We start from the raw sequence: 20388 nt of genomic DNA on the forward strand, positions 1-20388 counted from the left end.
CAATAGCGACAAGCCGTGTGGTGCGATTCACAATGCCGGAGGGCCGGCCGCGGGGTTCGCGCGCCCGCGTCCGGCGCCCTTCCGGGGGCCTTTTCTCAGGCCGGAAGGTTCTTCTCGATGGCGGCGACGACGTCGGCGGACTCCGGCTCGGCCTGCGGCGCGAACCGGGCGGCGACCGCGCCGTCCGGGGCGATCAGGAACTTCTCGAAGTTCCACCGGATGTCGCCGGTGTGGCCCTCGGCGTCGGGGGTGCCGACGAGGCCCTCGTACAGCGCGTGCCGGCCGTCGCCGTTGACCTCGATCTTCTCGGTCATCGGGAACGTGACCCCGTAGGTCGCCGAGCAGAACTGCGCGATCTCCTCGGCGCTGCCGGGCTCCTGGCCCATGAACTGGTTGCAGGGGACGCCGAGGACGGTGAAGCCGCGCCCGGCGAACCGCTCCTGCAGCCGCTCCAGGCCGGCGTACTGCGGGGTCAGGCCGCACTTGGAGGCGACGTTGACGACGAGCACGGCCTTGCCCCGGTACTGCCCGAGGTCCGCGGGACCGCCCTGCAGACCCTCGATCTCCACGTCATAGAAGGACATGCGGCCGATCCTAGGCGATCACCCCCGGCCCGCACCGCCCGGACCGCATCCGGAGGCGGAGGGTCACGGCGACAGGTCCAGGCTGCTCACGAACGAGGAGACCTGATCACCGGCCCTGCCCAGCTGGGTGAACGCGTTGTTGACGAAGCCGGCCGCGTCCCGGGGTGAGCTCAGCAGGTAGAAGATGACGAAGGCGATGGCCACATAGCGGAGGTTCTTCTTCATCCGTACGCCGTCCCTGTTGTAGCGCAGCGACACATTGACCCGATCCAATGATGCCCAGCCGCGTCTGCTCGCAAAGCGGGATTTTACTGTGACGCGGGGGAGAGCGCTTGCTTGCCGCGCGCGAAAAAGCCCCGCACCCGCGGCGGGTACGGGGCCTGGAAGCGGCGCCTAGCTGGGGATCGCGCTCATGAACTGCGACAACGACTCGGCCGCGGTCCCCAGCCCGCTCAGCGCGTTGTTGACGAGATTCGCCGCTCCCTCGGGCCTGCTGATGACGTACCACGCCACAAACGCGATAGAGGCCAGCTTCAACTGCTTCTTGTTCACTACAACCACCCTCTGCGGTCGGATGCCTACGGAGTGTAGTTCCCAAGGGTGGCCGCACGGAGATCAAGATGGGGCAAAGTCAAGGTCATGTCCGCTTGGCGCGGACGCGGGAGACGCGGGCCTCAGCCGCCGTGCTCGGTGAGGTAGTCGATGTAGAAGGGGCGGAGGGCGTCGGCGACCTCGCCCTCCCCCGCGTGCGTGAACTCGCGCAGCAGCGACAGGCCGTGGAACAGGTCGAACTCGGCGCGGTCGACCTCGCCGGTGGCCGCGGCGGCGGGGGGGATGGCGCGCAGCAGGTCCCACAGGAAGCCCACGTCGTGCCGCTCCCTGGCCAGCTCCATCGCGCGGTCGTGGAGTTCCTTGGACGACAGGGTCGACAGGTCGTCCTGCTTTCCGCCCTCAGGCGTCACATCCGCCATGGCTCGACTCTATGCCAAGCCCGGCCCGGCCCCCGACGGGCCCGGGCCGGGCGCGGCGCCTCACTTCTGGACGAGGTCGGACGGGATCGGCTGCCCCTGCTTCAGCGCGCCGAACAGCTCCGACGCCTTCGTCCTGTCCCAGGTGATGTAGGAGCCGGCGCTCGCCGAGGAGCCGGTCCCGCCGACCGGGACGGTCGTCGTCACGCCGCCGTTGGCGACGCCCCGCATCGCCCACATCATCCGCACCAGGTCGTACAGGTGGTCGCCGTCGTCCACGAGGAAGTTGCTGGTGGAGTGGAGGGCGAGCGGGACGCTGCGGAACGGGTTGAGGAGCGTCGTAGGGCTGGACGCCTTCTTCATCAGCGCGCCGAAGAACTGCCGCTGGTGCTCGACGCGCTCCAGGTCGGCGCGGGCGAAGTGCCGCGACCGGACGTAGCCGAGCGCGTCGCTGCCCTTGAGGTTCTGGCAGCCGGCCTTGAGGTCGATGCCCGCCTTCGGGTCCTTGATGTTCTCCTTGACGCAGATGTTCACGCCGCCGACGGCGTCGACCACGCCCACGAACCCGTTGAACCCGATCTCGGCGTAGTGGTCGATGTGCACGCCGGTCGCCTTCTCCACCGTCTGCGCGAGCAGCTTGGGGCCGCCGAACGCGAACGCCGCGTTCAGCTTGTTGGAGCCGTGCCCGGGGATCGGGACGTAGGAGTCGCGCGGGAGGCTGACGAGGGACGTGCCGCCGGCGCCGTAGTGCAGGAGCATCATCGAGTCGGTGCGCCGCCCGGACGCGTAGCCGGTGTGGAGCTTCTTCTGGGCCGACTTGTCCAGGCCCTTGCGGCTGTCGGAGCCGACGATCAGCCAGTTGGTGCCGGGCGTGTCGGCGACCCGGCCCGGGTAGTCGACCAGGACCGACTCGCGTTCCAGCCGCGAGTCGAGGTAGAAGTAGCCGCCGACGATCAGCAGCACGAGCACGGCGGCGATCACGCCGAGGACCCGGGGCCAGCGGCGCCGCCGGCGCCGGCGCACCGGCGGGCCGCCCGCCGGGCCGTCGGGGTACACCCGGCCTCCGGCGAGCTGGTCGCCCGCGTACGGGTCGTCGTAGGGGTCGCCGTACGCCTCCCGCCCGTAGGCGGCGTGCTGGTGCTCCGCGCGTACGGAGTCGTGCCTCTCGCGGGCCACGCCGTCGTCCTTCCTGCCGTGTCCGGCCACCAGGCCGGCGCCGGTCATGCCGTAGACCCTAGACAAACCCGCGGGGTGCCGCGTCCATCCGGCGCATGATTGTCCACACCTCCAAATCACTACGTTTTGTGACATATGAAGCGGACAGCGTCCCCCTTAAGGCGCAGACTGCCCTTCGGTGGCACAGACGTCCGGAGGGCGGCGCATGGGCGTGAGGCGGCGTATCGCCGGGGGATTTCGGCTGCTCGCACGCCGGTGGCGCCGGCCTGATCCGCCCGGCGCCGCGCCGGACGACCCGTTCGAGTCGCAGCTCCCGGAGCTGTCGGCGCTCGTCTGGCACGCCAAGGACGGCGAGCTCGCCGAGACCGGGATGGGCACCATGGCCCGCCGCCTCCCCGCGGTGATCGCGCAGGCGGCCGGGCTGGCCTGGCGGGCGAGCCGCGCCGACACGGCCGCGACGATCTCCCTCAACCTCGCCGCCGGCCTGTTCACCGCGTTCGGGCTGCTCGCCACGACCGGCGTGCTCACCGCGCTGTTCAGCGCCGGGCCCACGCCCGGCCGGGTCCGCGACGCGCTGCCGTCGCTGGTGCTCGTCGCCGGCTCGGTGGCGCTGCGGTCCGGGCTGCAGGCCGCCGCCGGCTGGACGCAGGCCCGCCTCGAACCGCAGGTCCAGCGGCTGGTCGAGCTGCGGCTGTACGAGGCGACCACGGCCGCGGACCTGACCGCCCTCGACGACTCGACGTTCCTGGACGACCTGCAGCGCGCCCAGACCCGCGGGATGAACGCGGCATCCCAGGTCGTCCAGCACGCCGTGGACGTGCTGACCGGCGCCGTCGGGATGATCGCCGCCGCCGGGACGCTCGGCGTGCTGCACCCGCTGCTGCTCCCGCTGCTGCTGCTCACCGCCGTCCCAGAGGGCTGGGCGTCGGTGCGCAGCGCCCGGATGCGCTACGCGACGATGCTCGCGCTGGTCGGCGTCGCCCGCCGCAAGTGGATCCTGTCCGACCTGATGACCGAGCGGCGGCACGCCGCCGAGGTCCGCGCGTTCACCATGCGGCCGTTCCTGCTCGGCGAGTACGACCGGTTCGCCGCCCACCAGCGCCGCGTCGAGCTCGGCCTGGCCCGCAGGCAGACCTTCGCGAAGCTCACCGGGGACGTCCTGAAGGGCGTCGCGACCGCCGGCGTCTACGTCGCCCTCGGCCTCATGCTCTGGCAGGGCTGGGTGCCGCTGGCCGTCGCCGGCACGGCCGTCCTCGCGATCAGGAGCGGGCAGACGTCCCTGGTGAACCTCGTGTTCGCGGTCAACCAGTGCTACGAGGAGGGCCTGTACTTCGGGGACTACCTGGCGTTCTGCGACGCCGCGGAGGCCCTGATCCCGCACCGCGCCCTGCCGCCCGCCGACGCGGACCCGCGGCCGGCGCTGCCCGCCGAATTCGACCGGATCCAGGTCCGCGACGTCACCTTCACCTATCCCGGCTCCGGCGCCCCGTCGCTCAACGGCGTCTCGCTGGAGCTGCGCCGCGGCGAGGTCGTCGCGCTCGTCGGCGAGAACGGGTCCGGCAAGACCACCCTCTCCCGGATCATGGCCGGGCTCTACGACCCCGACGGCGGCGAGGTCCGCTGGGACGACGTGGCCCTCGCCGACGTCCCGCAGGACGAGGTGTGGAGCCGCGTCGCCGTCATCGCGCAGGAGTACACGCACTGGCCGATGACCGCCCGGCAGAACATCACCATGGGGCGCGGCCCCGAGCACCGCGCCGGCGAACCGGAGGACCCCGCCGTCCTCGCCGCCGCCCGCGCGTCCGGCGCCGAGGAGGTCGTCGCGGACCTGTCCCGCGGCTACGACACCCTCCTCGACCGCCGCTTCCAGGGCGGCGCCGAGCTGTCCGGCGGGCAGTGGCAGCGGCTCGCCGTCGCCCGCGGCTTCTACCGGGACGCGCCGCTGCTGATCTGCGACGAGCCCACCGCCAGCCTCGACGCCCGCGCCGAGCACCTGCTGTTCGACCGGATCCGCGACCACGCCGCCGGACGCACCGTCCTGCTCATCACGCACCGGCTCGCCAGCGTCCGCTACGCCGACCGCATCTACGTGCTGGAGCACGGCAAGGTCATCGAGGAGGGCGACCACGACGCCCTCATGGCCGCCGGCGGCCTCTACGCCGACCTCTACAACCTCCAGGCCTCCGCGTATTCACACAGGGGGGACGACCCCCCTGGAACCCCCCGTCACGGTTGACAGACCGTTTCCCGCTCCGCTGGAGCTCCGCGCGAAACGGCCTGCCAACCGGCGGGCAGGCCCGCTGCGCTCGCTGCACTCGCTGCACTGCCCGTGAGGTGGCTGAGCTTCACCCTGCCGAGGCCGAGCTTCGAACCGTCGGGGGTCGCCCCCCTGGGCTGGCAGGGTCAGATGTAGGGGCCGAAGGAGTTGGCGGCGGTGCCCGGTGGCGTTTCAGGGAGGTCCTCGGGGCGCAGGAGGCGGACCTCGGCGGGGTCGATCGCGGCGGGGTCCGCGTCGTGGGCGGCGGTGATCCGCTGCGCCTGCCGGGACACCGCGGCGTCCAGCAGGTTCCGGACGAGGCGGGCGTTGCCGAACGAGGAGCCGCGCGGGTGCGCGGCGACGAGCCGGCGCAGCGCGGCCGGCACGCCGGGGTCCAGGGTGAGGCCGGCCGTCGCCGCCATCAGCTCGAAGATCGTGACGAGCTCGTCGTCGGAGTAGTCGGGGAAGCGCAGGACCTGCGGGAAGCGCGACTCCAGGCCCGGGTTCGACTTGAGGAAGCGCTCCATCTCCGCGTCGTAGCCCGCGACGATGACCACCAGGTCGGCGCGGTGCTCCTCCATCAGCCGCAGCAGCTCGGCGATCGCCTCGTGCCCGAAGTCGCGCTGGTCGCCGCCGCCCGCCGAGGTCAGCGCGTACGCCTCGTCGATGAACAGCACGCCGCCGAGGGCCCGCTCGACCGCGGTCCGCACCCGCGGCGCGGTCTGCCCGACGAACTCGGCGACGAGGTCGGCGCGGGTCACCTCGACCAGGTGCCCGGACGACAGCAGGCCGAGCCGCGCGTACACGGCGGCGATCAGCCGCGCGATGGTCGTCTTCGCGGTGCCCGGGTTGCCCATGAACACCATGTGCCGGGTCGGGACGGTCAGCGGCACGCCGGCGTCGCGGCGCATCTGCTCGGCGCGGGCCTCGGCGACCAGCGCGTCCACCTGCCGCTTGACCTCCTTGAGGCCGATGAGCCGGCCGATCTCGCCGAGCGGGTCGGACGAGACGTCCCCGCCGGCGCGGGCGAGGGCGTCGGGGACGTCCTCGAGGAGGATCTCGTCGAGCGACTCGGTCTCGTCGACGATCCCGTCGGCGAGCACGCGGCGGCCCTGCATCGCGACGGCCCGGTCCAGCAGGTTGATCATGATGCGGGCGTTGCCGAAGCCGTTGTCGCGCGGCGCGGCCTGGGCGAGCGCGCGCACCTTGTCGAGGACGCCGGGGGCGAGCGCGAACCCGCCGTCGGCGGCCTTGCCCGCGAACACCTGCACCAGCTCGTCGTCGGTGAGGTCGGGGAAGCGGACGGTCCGGGGGAACAGCGCGGCGAGGTCGGGGTGGGACTTCAGCAGCCCGTTCATCTCCGCCTGCGGCCCGGTCAGCACGACCACCAGGTCGTCGGCGTGCGCCTGGACGGTGGTGAGCAGCACGTCGAGGACCTCGCGGCCCCGCACGGCGTCCACGGCGGCGGCGACGAACGCGTGCGCGTCCCGGACGACCAGGACGCCGCCGAGCGCCTGCTCGACGGCGCGGCGCACCCGCAGGACGCTCTCGGTCGCGTACTCGCCGAGCAGGTCGGCGCGCTCGACCTCGACCATGTGCCCGGACGACAGCACGCCGAGCCCGGCGTAGATCCGGCCGAGGATCCGCGCGACCTTGGTCTTGCCGGTGCCGGGGTTGCCGGTGAACACCAGGTGGCGGGGGCGCGCGGCGAGCGCCATCCCCGCCTCGCGGCGCAGCCGGGCCGCCTTGGCCTCGGCGACCAGCGCGTCCACCTCGCGCTTGACGGGCGCGATGCCGGCGCAGGCGGCGAGCTCGGCGAACGGGTCGGTCTCGGCGGGACGGCCCGGGATGAGCCGCTGCGGCAGGTCCGCGGCCGTGACCTCGGGGGCGTCCTGGCCGGTGCGGGCCCGCGCCGCCGCGGCGCACTGCGCCGCGGTGTGCTCGGCGAGCCGGGCGCCGCGCAGGTTCAACAGCGGCGGCGTCCGGCTGAGCAGCACCCCGGCGGTCGCGGCGACCTCGGCGGGCACCGTGGCGCCGCGCGCCCGGACGGCCCGGGTGAACAGCTCGGCGAAGTCGTCCTCGGCGAAGTCGTGCGTGCGGGCCACGTCGAACGCCCGGACGAGCGCCGGGTTGGCCTCGAACAGCCGCCGGTCGCCGCCGGGGCGGCACAGCGCGACGACGTCGAGGCGCGGCGAGCGCGCCATGAGGCGGCGCAGTTCCTCGACCGCCGCCGCGCCGCAGCGCTCGTAGGAGACCAGCCGCTCCAGGTCGTCGACGACGAGCAGCATCCGGCCCTCGACGCAGTCACGGACGCGGGCCTGCAGCCACAGCGCGGCGTCGCTGACGCCCAGCGACGCGAACACCTGGTCGGAGACCCACAGCGCCTCGCGGACGGCGCCGCCCGCGGCCAGCCGCCGCTCCAGCAGCTCGGCGGCGGTGCCCTTGCCGGTGCCCTCGGGCCCGGCGATCAGCAGGCGGACGGGCCGCTCCCCCGCCAGCCGCGCGGCCAGCGCGTCCTGGACGGCGCGCGCCAGCTCCGGCTGCCCGACCAGCTCGTCGCGCGCCCCGCCGTCCTGCGCCGCATCGTCCGGTGCCGCATCGTCCTGCCCGGGCTGCCCTTCCCGGCGGTCCTGAGCCTGCGCGTCCCGGGACAGCAGGCCGGCAAGCGGGTTGACCACGCGGCGCGCCGCGAACAGCCGCCGCAGGTCCGACTGGAACGGCCGCACCGGGACGCGGCAGCGCGGGCTCGTCGCCGCGTCCGGCAGGCCCTGCACCGCGCCGGTGACGCGGACCGCCATGTCCAGCCACGCCCGCGCCGCGTCCGCCTCGCCCGCGACCAGTCCCCTGGCCAGCCATCCGCGCACGTCCTGCTGCCACGCCTCGACGGCGAACCCCGCGCGCACGGCGCGGAACCGCTCCTGCAGGTTCTGGTAGCGGTCGGCCCCGAGCGCGACCGCGAACTCCGCCGGGACGGTCGCCGCGTCCGCCGCCAGCAGCAGCTTGGCCAGCGCCGCGTCCGCGCCGTCGCCGTCCATGACGGCCTCCGACAGCCGCGCGTGCGCCGCGTCGAGCCCGTCGCACGCCCAGCCGAGGTACCCGACGGGGCCGGCGAGCTCGGGCAGGACGTCGAGCTCCTCGTCGGTGAGCCCGGCCGTCCACACCTCCTCCAGCCGGTCCTGCGGGACGGTCAGGTCCAGCTCGCGTAGCTCCGGGTCGGCGGCCCGGCGGTCGAACAGGCCGGCCAGCGCCCGGCGGCGGCGCTCCAGCGGCTCCAGGCCGTCGAAGACGTCCAGCCCGTCCCGCGCCAGGTCCAGCATCACGGTCCGCAGCTCGCGGTCGTCTCCGGCCGGCTCGGGCAGCCACAGGCCCGGCGGGCGCCACCGCCCGCCCTGGGTGAACCACGCGACCGGCTCGCGGACGGCCGGCTCCGGCGTCGCGAGGAAGTCCGACAGCAGCTCGTAGTCGACGTCGCCGCGGGACCCGCCGCGCACCGCCGACGCGCCGAGCAGGAACGTCAGCAGCGACCACTGCTCGGCGCCCGCCGCGCTCGTCCCCTCCCCGTAGAAGTCGCTCAGCCGCCGCGGGAGCAGCTCCGCGCGGGGGTCGGCGTTGTAGGCGACCGCGCGCTCCCGCATCCGCTCGTAGAGCCCGTCGGGCACGCGCCACGGCCCGTGGGCGTACACGTCGAGCACGGGCTCCTCGGTGAGCAGCAGTTCGAGATGGTCCGGCAGCCGGGGGGAACGCACCTGGTCCTTCTCCTATGCGGCGGGGCGGGGGCGTCACGTCTCGCAAGCACCCTACGACCCGGCGCGATCACGCACATCCCGTCGCGCCGGGTTGGCACACGGCCGCTCCTCGGCGATAGTTGTCATACGGAAAATATTCGCCGGGCGCCGCGCCCGGCGGCGCCCGGCCCCCTAGGAGGCGGAACCCCCGTGCCACCGTTGGAAGTGACCGCCCGCTCGCAAGCCGGCCGGGCCGTCGTGCGCCTGCGCGGCGAACTCGACATCGCCGGCTCCGACGAGCTCCGCCGGCACCTGGAGGCCGCCCGCCGCGAGCACGGCGACCACCTCATCCTCGACCTCGCCGACCTGGAGTTCATGGACTCCCAGGGCCTGTCGGTCATCGTCGGCTGCTACAAGGCCGCCACCGCCGCCGGGGGCAGCCTCACCCTGGCCGGCCCCCGCCCCCTCGTCCGCCGCACCCTGGAGATCACCGGCCTGCACCGCCGCATCCCCGTCCAGGCCTCGCTGGAGGCGGCGCTGACCGCGAACCGGACCGCCGCGCCCAACCCGGCGCGCGACACCGCGCGCGGGGACGGCGACCCGCCGGCCCCGTCGGGCGCGCGGCACGAGGCCCCCCGCGGCTAGCGCGCGCCCGGCCGTGGAACGGCTTCCGGGGTCAGCTCGCCGTCTCCGGCGACCGCAGTTCCGTCGGGACGGGCCGCTTCGGTTCGCGGCCGTCGCCGGACGAGCGGCCCGTCGCGCGGCGGCCGATCCACGGCAGCAGGTAGGCGCGCGCCCAATGCAGGTCCTCGCGGCGGGAGGTGAGCCAGTCGACCGGGTCCAGCGGCGGCCACGGCTCGCGCCAGTCGTCCGCCACCGGCACCCCGACGACGCCCGCCACGATCAGGGCCATGCGGCGGTGCCCCTCCGGCGACAGGTGCAGCCGGTCCTCGTACCAGGCGCGCGGGTCGTTGAAGATCCGCAGCGACCACAGGTCGACGACCGAGCAGCCGCGGCGGTCCGCGATCGCGCGCAGGTGCATGTTGTACGTGGCGGCCTTGCCGCGGATCCGGGAGCCGCTGCGCAGCCCGCGGGTGTCGAACCCGGTGAAGATCACCACGCGGGAGCCGGTGGCGCGCAGCCGCCGCACCGCGTCGTCGAACACCACCGCGAGCGCGTCGGGGTCGGCGCCGGGGCGGATCATGTCGTTGCCGCCCGCGCAGAACGTCACGAGGTCGGGCCGCAGCTCGACGGCCCGCGGCACCTGGTCGGCCACGATCTGCCGGACGAGCTTGCCGCGCACCGCGAGGTTCGCGTACCGCAGGCCGGGGCTGTGCACGGCCAGATGCTCGGCGAGCCGGTCGGCCCAGCCGCGGAAGCGGTCGTCCTCGCCCGGGTAGGGGTCGTTCAAGCCTTCGGTGAAGCTGTCGCCGATGGCCACGTACGTACGGATCTTCTCCAGTTCGTCCATCGCGGGCCCTGGCACTGGTTCAAAGTCGGTCACGTCAGACAATCATGCATCGTGCACACAATCTACGCGACCGTAACCACGGGGGGTGTGGGGCACCCGACAGCGGCCCGGCGGAGCGCTCGCGCGGGCGCCGGATCCGGTCCGGGATCCGGCCCTGCGTCAGGTCCAGCTCGGCGACGCCGTGCCCAGCTGCCCGCCGGACGCGGCGGGCGGGGCCTGGGCGGCCGCCGGCGCGCCCGAGGCGTGCACCGACATCGCGTGCTGCACCAGCGTGATCAGCACCTGCTTCGTCGACTCGCGGCTGCGCGCGTCGCACTGCACGATCGGCACGTGGCCGCTGATCGACAGCGCCTCGCGGATGTCCTCGATCGCGTACTGGAACTCGCCGTGGAACCCGTTGACGCCCACCACGAACGGCAGGCCGAGCTCCTCGAAGTAGTCGACCGCCGCGAAGCAGTCCTCCAGCCGCCGGGTGTCGACCAGCACGACGGCGCCGATCGCGCCGCGGACCAGGTCGTCCCACATGAACCAGAAGCGGTGCTGGCCCGGGGTGCCGAACAGGTACAGGATCAGCTCGCTGTCCAGCGACACGCGGCCGAAGTCCATCGCGACCGTGGTGGTCGTCTTGTCCGGGACGGCCGACAGGTCGTCCACGTCGGCGCTGGCCGCCGTCATCACCGCCTCGGTGGTGAGCGGCATGATCTCCGAGACCGACCCGACGAAGGTGGTCTTGCCGACGCCGAACCCGCCGCCGACGACGATCTTTACCGAGGTCAGCTCGGCCTCGGGTCCGTGCGGCCCCGGAGGCGGGACCTGGTCAGAGCTTCCGAAGGCCACTGAGCACCCTTTCTAGCAAGCGGAGGTCCGGCTGGCCGCCGGCGGTGGTGGGGGTCGACTGGTGCAGGCGCAGCAGCCCTTCCATGGCCATGTCCGCGACGAGGACCCGGGCCACGCCGAGCGGCATGCGCAGCAGCGCGGACACCTCGGCCACGGAGCGGGCCGACCGGCACAGGTCCATGATCGCCCGGTACTCCGGGGTCAGCATGGCCACGTCGCGCGGCGGGTACGGCGCCGCCGTCACCAGGGCCTCGATCGCCAGGTCGTACCGCGGCTTGGTGCGCCCGCCGGTCACCGCGTACGGGCGCACCAGCGAGCTGCTGTCCCCCTCGTCCCGCCCTTCCGGCCGGTCCTGCACCGAGCGCGGCTCACCGGGCCAGCGCCCGGGGCCTCCCGGACCGGCTCCGAAGGGACTGCCTCGATCCATGTCGCCGACCTCCGTCAGAGTCAGTCACGGTCAAAAGCGGGCGGGGCCGGCGCCCATCTCGGTCACCGAGGGGCCGCCGTAGGGCTGCTGCTGCTCCTGCGCGCGCAGCGCCGGCGTCAGCACCCGGCCCACCCGCTCCACCAGCAGCGTCATCTCGTAGGCGACGAGCCCGAGATCGCAGTCGGGCGCCGCCAGCACCGCGAAGACCGACCCGTTCGCGATGGACATCACGAACAGCAGCCCGCGGTCCATCTCCACGACCGTCTGGTTCACGCCGCCCGCGTCGAAGATCTTCGCCGCGCCCTGGGTCAGGCTCATCAACCCCGAGGCGATCGCCGACAGCTGGTCCGCACGCTCGGGCGGGAAGCCCGCGGAGTAGGCCATCGGCAATCCGTCGGAGGAGACCACGACGGCGTGCGCGACCTTCGCGACACGGTCCGCGAAGTTCGTCACCAACCAGTTGAGATCCTGCCCGCTCACCGGGTGCCTCCTGTCTCGCCGTCACCCTGTGACGGCACCTCACCTGACACGCCCCCGCCGCGAGTCTCGTTGCGTCCCCGATGGACGCCGCGCTGCAGGCTCGCGAAACGGTTGCGCACGACGTCGGCCGACTGGCCGGACGACTGCTGGTCCTGCACGGGCGCCCCCGGACGCGGCACCGGCTGGGTCCGGCCGGTGGCCGCGGGCGGCGGCGCCGCCTGGGGCTGCTGCCCGCCCCCGGCGGCCGGCCGGTTGCCGACCGCCCCGGGGATGCGGTTCTTGCCGGGGACGCGCTTGGGCAGCCCGACCTGCGTGCGGCTGCCGGCGACGGGCTCGCGGATCGCCTCGGCGGCGCGGAAGCCCTCGTCCGCGGGGGACTCCCAGCCCTTGACCGGATCCTCGCCCACGTCCCCTCCCGTCCGGCGCTGGAACCATTCCGACTGCATCGCATCGAAGATCGGCGAACGCTCGGGCACCCGCGGCGACGGCTTCGCCCCGGCCGGCGCCGGCGGCCGGTGGACGGCGGGAGCGGGCTGATCGTAGCCGTTCCGCTCGTAGGCCGCCGGTTCGGGTGCGCGGGGCTCGGGCGCGGCCTCGTGGGTCCGCGGGTCGGCGGCGCGGCCCCGGGCCGGCGCCCCGTTGCGGGAGCCGTCGCCGTGCGGGCCCTCCCCCGCGACCTGCTCCAGCGGGCCGGTCTCCCAGGGGATCTGCTGGCGCCGGGCGCCGGGCTCGGGCACCACGGGCTGGGCCTCGGGGACGACGGGCTGCGGCCCGGTGTGCCGGCCGCCCGCGTCGCGGAACCCGTTGGGAGCGTCCTGGTAGCCGCCGCCCGCGTCCTGGTAGGTGCTGCCCGGGTCCTGATAGCCGTTGGCGGTGTCCTGGTAGCCGTTGGCGGCGTTCTGCGTCCGCTCGCTGCGCGGCTGGAACACGTTGTCCTGGCGGCCGGAGTCCGCCTGCCGGCCGCGCAGCTGGGCGCCGGGACGGCGGACGGGCAGGTCGCTCGGCGAGCGCGGGGCCGGCGGGTCGCCGTACGGGTCGTTCGGCGGGGCGCCGTCCGCGGAGCGCGGCATGTCCGGCGGGACGACCGGCAGCGGGCCGGTGCCCGGAGCGGCGTGCGCCCCGGTGCCGGCGGCCGGGGTCAGCGGGCCCGTCGTCAGCGGCGACTGCGGTCCGGTGCCCTCGCCTCCGGGGAGCGGGCCGCCCATCATCGGCTGCGGCCCGGTGGCGCCGCGCAGCGGGCGCAGCGGGCCGGTGTGGCCGACCATCGGGTTGCCGCCGGTGCCGGCGCCGAGACCGGCCGCGGGCCCGAAGTCGTCCTGGCGGAACGCGCCCCCGGCGGCGGGCGGCTCGGCGCCGGTCGTGGTGAGCGCGGCGAGCTGGCCGTGGCCCCCGGTGTCGCGGGAGCCGAGGCCGCGGGCGCCGACGCCCGCGGGCTCGCCGGGGGTGACCGCCGCGTCCGGCAGCACGACGAACGCGGTGAGCCCGCCGCCCTGCGCGGCCCGCAGCTCGACGCGGATGCCGTGCCGGACGGCGAGGCGGCCGACCACGAACAGGCCCATGCGGCGCGCCGCGGAGAAGTCGATGACGGGCGGGTTCGCCAGCCGCCAGTTGGCCTGCTCCAGCTCCTCGGGGGACATCCCCACGCCGTTGTCGGTGATCTGCAGCATGGAGCCGCCGCCGCTGAGCAGCTGCCCGGAGACGGTGACCTTGGTGTGCTCGGAGGAGAACACCAGGGCGTTCTCCACCAGCTCGGCGAGCAGGTGGACGAGGTCGTTGACGACGGGACCGGCGACGGTCATGTCGCCCTGGACGCGCAGCGCGACCCGCTCGTACTGCTCGACCTCCGACAGCGAGGCGCGCACGACGTCGATCAGCGGGACCGGCTTGTTCCACCGGCGGGCCTGCTCCTGGCCGCCGAGGACCAGCAGGTTCTCGCAGTTGCGGCGCATGCGGGTGGCGAGGTGGTCCAGCCGGAACAGGCTGCCGAGCTGCTCCTCGTCGCGCTCGCTCTGCTCCAGCTCCTCGATCAGCCGCAGCTGCCGCTCGATCAGCGACTGGCTGCGCCGCGACAGGTTGACGAACATCGCGTTGATGTTGCCGCGCAGCACGGCCTCGTCGGCCGCCAGCCGGACCGCCTCGCGGTGGACCTCGTCGAAGGCGCGCGCGACCTGGCCGATCTCGTCGGTGGAGTCGATCTCGATCGGCGCGACCTCGATGCCGCCGGCGGCGGCCTCGGGGTCGCGGAGCCGGTCGACCAGGCCGGGCAGCCGGCTGCTGGCGACCTCCAGCGCGCCGGACTGCAGCCGGCGCAGCGGCCGCACCAGCGACCGGGCCATCACGATCGTGACCAGCAGGACGATGATCAGCAGCGCGGCGACCAGCGCCGAGTCGAGGATCGTCGAGTTGCGGGCGGCCGTGCCCTGCTCGTCGCTGTGCGCGTGGACGTCGCCGGCGAGCTTCTGCTCGACCTGGCGCATCTGGTCGACCATCGCGGTCATCGCGGTGCGCATCGCGCTCGCCGCGTGGGACGTGCGCAGGGAGGGGGGCAGCAGCCCGTTGTTGGCGCTCGCCGACGACAGCACCCGCTGCCGCACGTCACGGGCCTGGTCGACCTTGGGGCCGACGACCGTGTCCTCGTACAGCTGGATCTGGTCCAGGGAGGCCGAGTCGCGGAAGGCCGCGAGCTCGCTGTCCTCCTGCGCGCGCGCAGCGGTGAGCTCGTTGAGCTCCTGGATGTCGAGCTGCTTGCTCCGCGCGCCGATGAGCAGCAGGGCCCGCTCCCGGGAGACCGCCTCCTTGGCGCGCGCGAGGGCGCCGAGCGCACGGACGGACTCCGCGAGCTTGTCGTCGGCCACGTTCTGGGCGATCCCGTCCAGGACCGACGTCAGCTCCCGGGTCGCCTCGGTGTACTTCTCGAGGACGATGAAGGGCGGGACCTTGGTGCCGACGACGAGGGAGCGCAGCGCCTTCAGCCCGTCCAGGCGGCTCTTCACCGTGGTGGCGTCGCGGACGGCCTCGGAACCGTAGGAGCCGTTGATCTTGTCGGTGTCCTCGAGCACCGGCCTGACCAGCGCGTCGGTCTTGCGCTGCTGCGTCTGCAGGGCCGGCAGGAGCGCGTCGGAGCGGCCGGCCGCGATGTACTCGACGGCCGCGTCGCGTTCGGCGATGAACTCCTGGACGAACCGGGTGATCTCCACGCCCACCTCGGCCATCTGCTCCACGCGGCCGTAGCTCTCCGCCTTGTCCACGGAGGTGGAGATCCGCAGGCCGGCCAGCACGACGGCGGCGACCGTGGGCACCAGGATCAGCACGATCAGGCGCTGGGGCACCCGCCAGTTCCGCAGCCGGAGCCGCCCGCCCGATCGCGGCGGACCGCCTGGCCGTGCCGGATGGTCCGACTGCACCTCGACGTCACCAGGCCGAGCACGGTCGCGACCCTCGTCGCTTGGTTGCATCCGCCGTCAACACCCTCTCCCTCACGATGCCGCACTCTCCGTGGCCTCATCGGCGCGAAGGGTCATGGCAACATCGTCTCGACCTCCGGCGCCCGATATTGCAGCACATCCATGGATATGCCGCAAAGGACCCTAGGGGAGTGGATAAGAACCGACGGGGCGATCGCGAGTTCATGCCCATATGTCCGTTTTCACGGTCACGGGACGTCACGGTGCGCACCCAGACGAAGCGCATTCGATCGATTACAGCCGGTGAACACACCTGCTCTCGCCGTTCCTTCCGCCGATCCGCCGGAACGGCGCGATCGCGACCCGAAAAGCCGATCACCCTCCGTATTCGGTTAGCAATGGATTGTCACAGCACCCGCGAGAAGCCCTTAACGGCAAGGGGAAAGCGGCACCCGCCGCGGCTATTCGACGCGTTATCGAATCGAATCCGCACGCCCATACCGATCGGTAACCATCGGCGGCCCCTCCCCCGCCCCCGGCACCCCCCTCACGACCCTCACCAGGAATGACACCGGGGAAGCGGCGAGGCCGATCGGTCCACTGAAGGACACAAGAGAGTCACGCAATTCAGACCCAAACCCCCTAAGACGCCCAGTCCGCGATACTCTCCCGACGCACGTGATCTTCAGGCACGGCGGGAGAGGTGGCTGCAGTCGTTCCCCTGGCTCATGAGCCCTGGCCTGCCCAAGCCCTGCCGAAGCAACTTCCCCCGTGAGTTAAGGAGTGCCCGATGCGGCAATCCAGACGTCTTCTGGCGCTGGTCAGCGCCCTCGCCCTCGTCACGTCCCTGGCCGCAGGCTGCGGAGGTTCGGACGACTCCGGCGGCGGCAACGGCCTGGAGAAGAAGGACATGAAGGTCGCCTCGCTGCCCCTGGTGGACGGCGCGGCGCTCTACATCGCCCAGAAGCAGGGCCTCTTCAAGGCCGAGGGCCTCAACGTCAAGATCGTCCCGGTGGCGCAGAGCATCAAGGCGCTGCCGGCGCTGAAGAACGGCGAGGTCGACGCGATCGCCGGCGCCAACTACGTCTCCTTCCTGCAGGCCAACGAGCAGGGCGCGATCAAGCTGAGCGTGCTCGCCGAGGCCGCCACGCTGACCTCCAACATGATGAACGTGGTGGTCATGCCCAACTCCAAGATCAAGACCGCGAAGGACCTGGAGGGCAAGAAGGTCGCGGTCAACATCCTGAACAACATCCAGGGCCTCACCCTGGACTCGATCCTCAAGGCCAACAACGTCGACCCGAAGAAGGTCAACTACGTCGCGGTCCCGTTCCCGCAGATGGCCGCCGCGCTGCAGAAGGGGCAGGTCGACGCGATCCACACCGTCGAGCCGTTCCTGTCCGACACCGAGAAGAAGCTCGGCGCCCGCGTCGTCGTCGACGGCGGCAGCGAGCCGGTCACCGGCATGCCGATCAGCGGTTTCGTGAGCACCCAGGAGTTCACGAAGAAGAACCCCAAGACCGCGGCGGCGTTCCAGCGCGCGATCATCAAGGCCCAGAAGATCGCCTCGCAGGACCGCAAGCGCGTCGAGGAGGTGCTGCCCGGCTACGCCAAGATCGACCCGCAGGTCGCCTCGGTCATCACGCTGCCCGGCTACCCCACCTCGCTGAGCACCACCCGGATGCAGCAGATCGTGGACCTGATGACCTCGGCGGGCCTGCTCAAGCAGAAGCCCGACCTGAAGTCCATCCTCTTCCAGCCGACGTCGTGACGGCAGGACGCTGATCCGCTCATGGCACACGAGCCGACGCCGCCCCGCGGCCTCTCCCGCCCAGGAAAGTGGGCGCGGGGGGCCGCCGGGGTGGCGGTCCTGTTCCTGGCGAGCGAGGCCCTCGGCCGAGCCGGGATCGTGGACCGTTCCTATCTGCCCCCCGCATCCAGCGTCACCGCCCGCGCGTTCGAGCTCTTCGGCGACCCCGACTTCCTGTTCAACGTGCGCGTCACCCTCACGGCGTGGGCGCTCGGGATGCTGTTCGCGATCGCGATCGCGGTCCCGCTCGGGCTGCTGCTCGGCAGCGTCCCGGCGGTCAACACCGCGGTCCGCGCCATCGTCGAGTTCCTGCGGCCGATCCCCTCGGTCGCCCTCATCCCGCTCGCGGCGCTGCTCCTCGGCTCCGGCCTGAAGATGGAGGTGCCGCTCATCGTCTACGCCTCCAGCTGGCCCATCCTCTTCAACACCATGTACGGGCTGGACGACGTCGACCCGACGGCGAAGGAGACGCTGCGCAGCTTCGGCTTCGGCCGGATCCAGGTGCTGCTGCGGGTCTCGCTGCCGAGCGCGGCGCCGTTCATCGCCACGGGCGTGCGGCTGGCCGCGTCGATCGCCCTCATCCTCGCCGTCGGCACCGAGATCCTCTCCGGCTTCGGCGACGGCCTCGGCATGTTCATCGCGCAGGCCGGCAACGTCCCCGACGGCACCCGCGACGTCCTCGCCGGGACGGTGTGGGCCGGCTGCATCGGCCTCGTCATCGACACCGTCCTGGTGCAGGCCGAGAACCGCGTGTTCCACTGGCACAAGGCGCAGAGGAGTGGTGCATCGTGACCGCGGCGACGCTCACCGCCGGCACGGCCCGCGGCGCCCGCGGCGGCGCCGCCGCCCGGGTCGTCCGCGGGGTGCTGCACCGGCTGCTGCCCCTCGTCGTCCTCGTGGCGTGCTGGGAGGGGGTCACCCGGGCCTCCGGCAGCGTGTTCTTCCCGCCGCCCTCCAAGATCGTCAAGCGGATGCGGGAGATGTGGCTGTCCGGCCCGCCGAGCCACCTGTACTTCAGCGCCGAGGCGGGCGACTCCATCGCGCCGAGCCTCGGCCGGATGGCGCTGGCGCTCGTGCTGTCGGTGATCGCGGGCGTCGTCCTCGGCATCGCGCTCGGCCGCTCGGAGCGGGTGCTCGCCTACCTGCAGCCGCTGATGCAGTTCGCCCGCGTGATCCCGCCGCCGACCCTGGTGCCGGTGTTCATCGTGCTGTTCAAGCTCGGCACCGAGATGCAGGTCGCCTCGATCGTCTTCAGCGCGATCTGGCCCGTCCTGCTCAACACCGCGGACGGCGCGCGCAGCGTCGACCCGATGCAGATGGCGACCGCCGAGGCGTTCCGGTTCTCCGCGGCGGACCGGATCCGGTACGTCATCATCCCCGCGTCGCTGCCCAAGATCTTCGCCGGGCTGCGGCTCGCCCTGTCCCTGTCCCTGATCCTGATGGTCTTCTCCGAGCTGCTGCCCGGCACGTCCGACGGGCTCGGCTTCGAGCTGACGAACGCGCAGAGCCAGTCCGACCTGCCGACCATCTGGTCGGTGATCGTGCTGCTCGGCGTCCTCGGCTACCTGTTCAACACGATTCTGCTCGCGGTGGAACGGCGTGTCCTCTCCTGGCACCGCGGGGCGCGAAAGGCGGATTCATGACGACCGAGCTCACGGTCCGGGAGGCGTTCTTCGACTTCTGCCGGAGGGTGGGAATGACCACCGTCTACGGCAACCCCGGCTCGACCGAGCTGCGGATGTTCCGCGACTTCCCCGGCGACTTCGAGTACGTGCTGGCGCTGCAGGAGACCGTCGCGGTCGCCGCGGCCGCGGGCCACTCGCTCGGCACCGGCAACGCGACGCTGGTCAGCCTGCACTCGGCCGGCGGCGTGGGCCACTCGCTCGGCGCGGTCTTCAACGCCTACCGCGACCGGGTGCCGGTCGTCATCATCGCCGGCCAGCAGTCGCGCGCGATGCTGCCGGCCCACCCGTTCCTCGGCGCCGACGAGCCGGCGCTGTTCCCCCGCCCCTACGTCAAGTGGAGCCGGCAGCCCGAGCGCGCCGAGGACGTGCCCGCCGCGCTCGCCGAGGCGTACCGGGTCGCGATGACGCCGCCGCGCGGGCCGGTGTTCCTCTCCGTCCCCGAGGACGACTGGGAGCACCTCGCCGAGCCCGTCCCGGACCGCGAGGTCCGCAGCGACTTCACCGCCTCCCCCGCCGCGCTCCGCGAGGTGGCCGAGGCGCTGAACGGGGCCGCGAACCCGGTCATCATCGTCGGCTCCGGCGTCGAGGACGAGGACGCGCTGCCCGGCGTGCTGGCGCTCGCCGAGCGGACCGGCGCGCCCGTCTGGATCAGCCCGCTGTCGGGGCGGTCCGGGTTCCCCGAGGACCACGCGCTGTTCCGCGGCTTCCTGCCGCCCGTCCGGAACCAGCTGTCGGCGCGGATGGAGGGCCACGACGTCATCCTGGCGCTCGGCGCGCCGATCTTCACCTACCACGTGTACAGCGAGGGCCCCGTCATCCCGGCCGGGTCGCGGCTGTTCCACTTCGACTGCGACCCGTCGCAGACCGCGTGGGCGCCGGTCGGCACCAGCGTGCTGACGACGATCGCCGCGGGCGTGTCCGGCCTGCTGGAGCTGGTCGACAAGGCCGACCGGCCGCTCCCCGAGCCGCTCGAGCGGCTCGCGAAGCCCGCCGCGACCGACCCGATCGACGCGGCGCTGGTCGTCGAGACGCTGCGGGAGCGGATGCCCGAGGACGCGGTCATCGTCGAGGAGATCCCGAGCTACCGCGACATGTTCCACGCCCGGCTGCCGATCACCCGGCCCGGCGGCTTCCTCACCACCGGCAGCGGCGCCCTCGGCTGGGGCCTGCCGCTCGCCGTCGGGCGCGCCCTCGCCGGGTCGGGCGAGCGCATCGTCTGCGTCATCGGCGACGGCGCGATCATGTACTCGGTGCAGGGGCTCTGGACCGCCGTGCAGCACAACGCGCCGATGACGGTCGTCGTCCTGAACAACCAGGGCTACGGCGCGGTCAAGGCCCTCGGCCGCCGCATCGACATGGACAGCGTCCCGGGCACCGACCTGCCCGGCATCGAGTTCGTCACGCTCGCGCAGGGGTTCGGCTGCGCGGGCCGGACCGTCACGAGCGCGGCGGACCTGGACGGCGCGCTGGCGGAGGGCCTCGCGCACGACGGGCCGTACGTCATCGACGTCCGCGTCGCGGCCGACAACGCCGCCCTCTACGACGAGCCAGGGACACGGTGAAC

Annotated in this window: 17 protein-coding genes; 6 read left to right on the forward strand and 11 right to left on the reverse strand. The window is 73.1% G+C overall.

Going from position 1 to position 20388, the window contains the following annotated elements; translation table 11 throughout:
• Nucleotides 1-95: 95 nt before the first annotated feature.
• From AB0C78_RS23365 to AB0C78_RS23385, 5 genes are all read right to left on the reverse strand, one after another.
• A complete protein-coding gene (locus tag AB0C78_RS23365) occupies nucleotides 96-584 on the reverse strand; it encodes a glutathione peroxidase (RefSeq protein ID WP_151544484.1) in 489 nt (162 codons plus the stop codon).
• 63 nt (nucleotides 585-647) lie between these two features.
• The gene (locus AB0C78_RS23370) at nucleotides 648-809 is read right to left on the reverse strand and encodes a hypothetical protein (protein ID WP_190865319.1); all 162 of its coding nucleotides are present in this window, start codon (nucleotides 807-809) and stop codon (nucleotides 648-650) included.
• A 168-nt stretch (nucleotides 810-977) separates the two neighbouring features.
• Complete coding sequence (locus AB0C78_RS23375) at nucleotides 978-1136, reverse strand: hypothetical protein (RefSeq protein ID WP_192809141.1); 159 nt, start codon at nucleotides 1134-1136, stop codon at nucleotides 978-980.
• 122 nt (nucleotides 1137-1258) lie between these two features.
• Nucleotides 1259-1555 carry a hypothetical protein gene (locus AB0C78_RS23380; RefSeq protein ID WP_360751199.1) on the reverse strand — a complete coding sequence of 99 codons (297 nt, stop codon included), beginning with the start codon at nucleotides 1553-1555 and terminating at the stop codon, nucleotides 1259-1261.
• 60 nt (nucleotides 1556-1615) lie between these two features.
• Nucleotides 1616-2776: an LCP family protein gene (locus tag AB0C78_RS23385; protein ID WP_360751202.1), complete on the reverse strand. Its 1161-nt coding sequence runs from the start codon at nucleotides 2774-2776 to the stop codon at nucleotides 1616-1618.
• A 157-nt stretch (nucleotides 2777-2933) separates the two neighbouring features.
• Between AB0C78_RS23385 and AB0C78_RS23390 the strand changes: the two genes are divergently transcribed.
• The gene (locus AB0C78_RS23390; protein WP_360751204.1) at nucleotides 2934-4964 is read left to right on the forward strand and encodes an ABC transporter ATP-binding protein; all 2031 of its coding nucleotides are present in this window, start codon (nucleotides 2934-2936) and stop codon (nucleotides 4962-4964) included.
• Nucleotides 4965-5131: 167 nt separating this feature from the next.
• Here the strand turns inward: AB0C78_RS23390 and AB0C78_RS23395 are convergent, their stop codons facing one another.
• On the reverse strand, nucleotides 5132-8731 hold the full coding sequence (locus AB0C78_RS23395; protein ID WP_360751207.1) for an AAA family ATPase: 3600 nt from the start codon (nucleotides 8729-8731) through the stop codon (nucleotides 5132-5134).
• Nucleotides 8732-8920: 189 nt separating this feature from the next.
• Here AB0C78_RS23395 and AB0C78_RS23400 point away from each other — a divergent pair, with 189 nt between their 5' ends.
• Nucleotides 8921-9355 carry an STAS domain-containing protein gene (locus AB0C78_RS23400; RefSeq protein ID WP_360751210.1) on the forward strand — a complete coding sequence of 145 codons (435 nt, stop codon included), beginning with the start codon at nucleotides 8921-8923 and terminating at the stop codon, nucleotides 9353-9355.
• A gap of 31 nt (nucleotides 9356-9386) precedes the next feature.
• Here the strand turns inward: AB0C78_RS23400 and AB0C78_RS23405 are convergent, their stop codons facing one another.
• The 5 genes from AB0C78_RS23405 to AB0C78_RS23425 all read right to left on the reverse strand — a co-directional run bounded on the left by AB0C78_RS23405 (nucleotide 9387) and on the right by AB0C78_RS23425 (nucleotide 15254).
• Nucleotides 9387-10181, reverse strand: a complete 795-nt coding sequence (locus AB0C78_RS23405; RefSeq protein ID WP_360751212.1) for an SGNH/GDSL hydrolase family protein — start codon at nucleotides 10179-10181, stop codon at nucleotides 9387-9389.
• Nucleotides 10182-10340: 159 nt separating this feature from the next.
• The gene (locus tag AB0C78_RS23410; protein WP_151544493.1) at nucleotides 10341-10958 is read right to left on the reverse strand and encodes an ATP/GTP-binding protein; all 618 of its coding nucleotides are present in this window, start codon (nucleotides 10956-10958) and stop codon (nucleotides 10341-10343) included.
• A 40-nt stretch (nucleotides 10959-10998) separates the two neighbouring features.
• The gene (locus tag AB0C78_RS23415) at nucleotides 10999-11445 is read right to left on the reverse strand and encodes a DUF742 domain-containing protein (RefSeq protein WP_151544490.1); all 447 of its coding nucleotides are present in this window, start codon (nucleotides 11443-11445) and stop codon (nucleotides 10999-11001) included.
• A 30-nt stretch (nucleotides 11446-11475) separates the two neighbouring features.
• Nucleotides 11476-11925 (reverse strand): roadblock/LC7 domain-containing protein, encoded by a 450-nt coding sequence (locus AB0C78_RS23420; RefSeq protein WP_151595997.1) that lies wholly within the window; start codon nucleotides 11923-11925, stop codon nucleotides 11476-11478.
• Entirely contained in the window at nucleotides 11922-15254 is a 3333-nt protein-coding gene (locus AB0C78_RS23425; RefSeq protein WP_360751215.1) for a nitrate- and nitrite sensing domain-containing protein, read from the reverse strand. The genes AB0C78_RS23420 and AB0C78_RS23425 overlap by 4 nt, the downstream gene beginning before the upstream one ends.
• Nucleotides 15255-16119: 865 nt before the next feature.
• Between AB0C78_RS23425 and AB0C78_RS23430 the strand changes: the two genes are divergently transcribed.
• Genes AB0C78_RS23430 through mdlC form a run of 4 tightly spaced genes read left to right on the forward strand, consistent with a single transcriptional unit; the run spans nucleotide 16120 to nucleotide 20386 of the window.
• Nucleotides 16120-17100 carry an ABC transporter substrate-binding protein gene (locus tag AB0C78_RS23430; RefSeq protein WP_151543675.1) on the forward strand — a complete coding sequence of 327 codons (981 nt, stop codon included), beginning with the start codon at nucleotides 16120-16122 and terminating at the stop codon, nucleotides 17098-17100.
• A gap of 21 nt (nucleotides 17101-17121) precedes the next feature.
• On the forward strand, nucleotides 17122-17931 hold the full coding sequence (locus AB0C78_RS23435) for an ABC transporter permease subunit (RefSeq protein WP_360751218.1): 810 nt from the start codon (nucleotides 17122-17124) through the stop codon (nucleotides 17929-17931).
• A complete protein-coding gene (locus AB0C78_RS23440) occupies nucleotides 17928-18782 on the forward strand; it encodes an ABC transporter permease (protein WP_360751221.1) in 855 nt (284 codons plus the stop codon). Before AB0C78_RS23435 ends, AB0C78_RS23440 begins: the two co-directional genes overlap by 4 nt.
• Nucleotides 18779-20386 carry a benzoylformate decarboxylase gene (gene mdlC / locus AB0C78_RS23445; RefSeq protein ID WP_360751223.1) on the forward strand — a complete coding sequence of 536 codons (1608 nt, stop codon included), beginning with the start codon at nucleotides 18779-18781 and terminating at the stop codon, nucleotides 20384-20386. The genes AB0C78_RS23440 and mdlC overlap by 4 nt, the downstream gene beginning before the upstream one ends.
• Nucleotides 20387-20388 lie beyond the last annotated feature (2 nt).

Source organism: Actinomadura sp. NPDC048394 (assembly GCF_040651755.1).
Taxonomy (GTDB): domain Bacteria; phylum Actinomycetota; class Actinomycetes; order Streptosporangiales; family Streptosporangiaceae; genus Spirillospora; species Spirillospora montaniterrae.

Coding starts and splice junctions, on each gene's coding strand:
- AB0C78_RS23370 (WP_190865319.1), bottom strand. CDS start 809: ATGAAGAAGAACCTCCGCTATGTGGCCATCGCCTTCGTCATCTTCTAC.
- AB0C78_RS23365 (WP_151544484.1), bottom strand. CDS start 584: ATGTCCTTCTATGACGTGGAGATCGAGGGTCTGCAGGGCGGTCCCGCG.
- AB0C78_RS23415 (WP_151544490.1), bottom strand. CDS start 11,445: ATGGATCGAGGCAGTCCCTTCGGAGCCGGTCCGGGAGGCCCCGGGCGC.
- AB0C78_RS23430 (WP_151543675.1), top strand. CDS start 16,120: ATGCGGCAATCCAGACGTCTTCTGGCGCTGGTCAGCGCCCTCGCCCTC.
- AB0C78_RS23385 (WP_360751202.1), bottom strand. CDS start 2,776: ATGACCGGCGCCGGCCTGGTGGCCGGACACGGCAGGAAGGACGACGGC.
- AB0C78_RS23435 (WP_360751218.1), top strand. CDS start 17,122: ATGGCACACGAGCCGACGCCGCCCCGCGGCCTCTCCCGCCCAGGAAAG.
- AB0C78_RS23405 (WP_360751212.1), bottom strand. CDS start 10,181: ATGGACGAACTGGAGAAGATCCGTACGTACGTGGCCATCGGCGACAGC.
- AB0C78_RS23390 (WP_360751204.1), top strand. CDS start 2,934: ATGGGCGTGAGGCGGCGTATCGCCGGGGGATTTCGGCTGCTCGCACGC.
- AB0C78_RS23380 (WP_360751199.1), bottom strand. CDS start 1,555: ATGGCGGATGTGACGCCTGAGGGCGGAAAGCAGGACGACCTGTCGACC.
- mdlC (WP_360751223.1), top strand. CDS start 18,779: ATGACGACCGAGCTCACGGTCCGGGAGGCGTTCTTCGACTTCTGCCGG.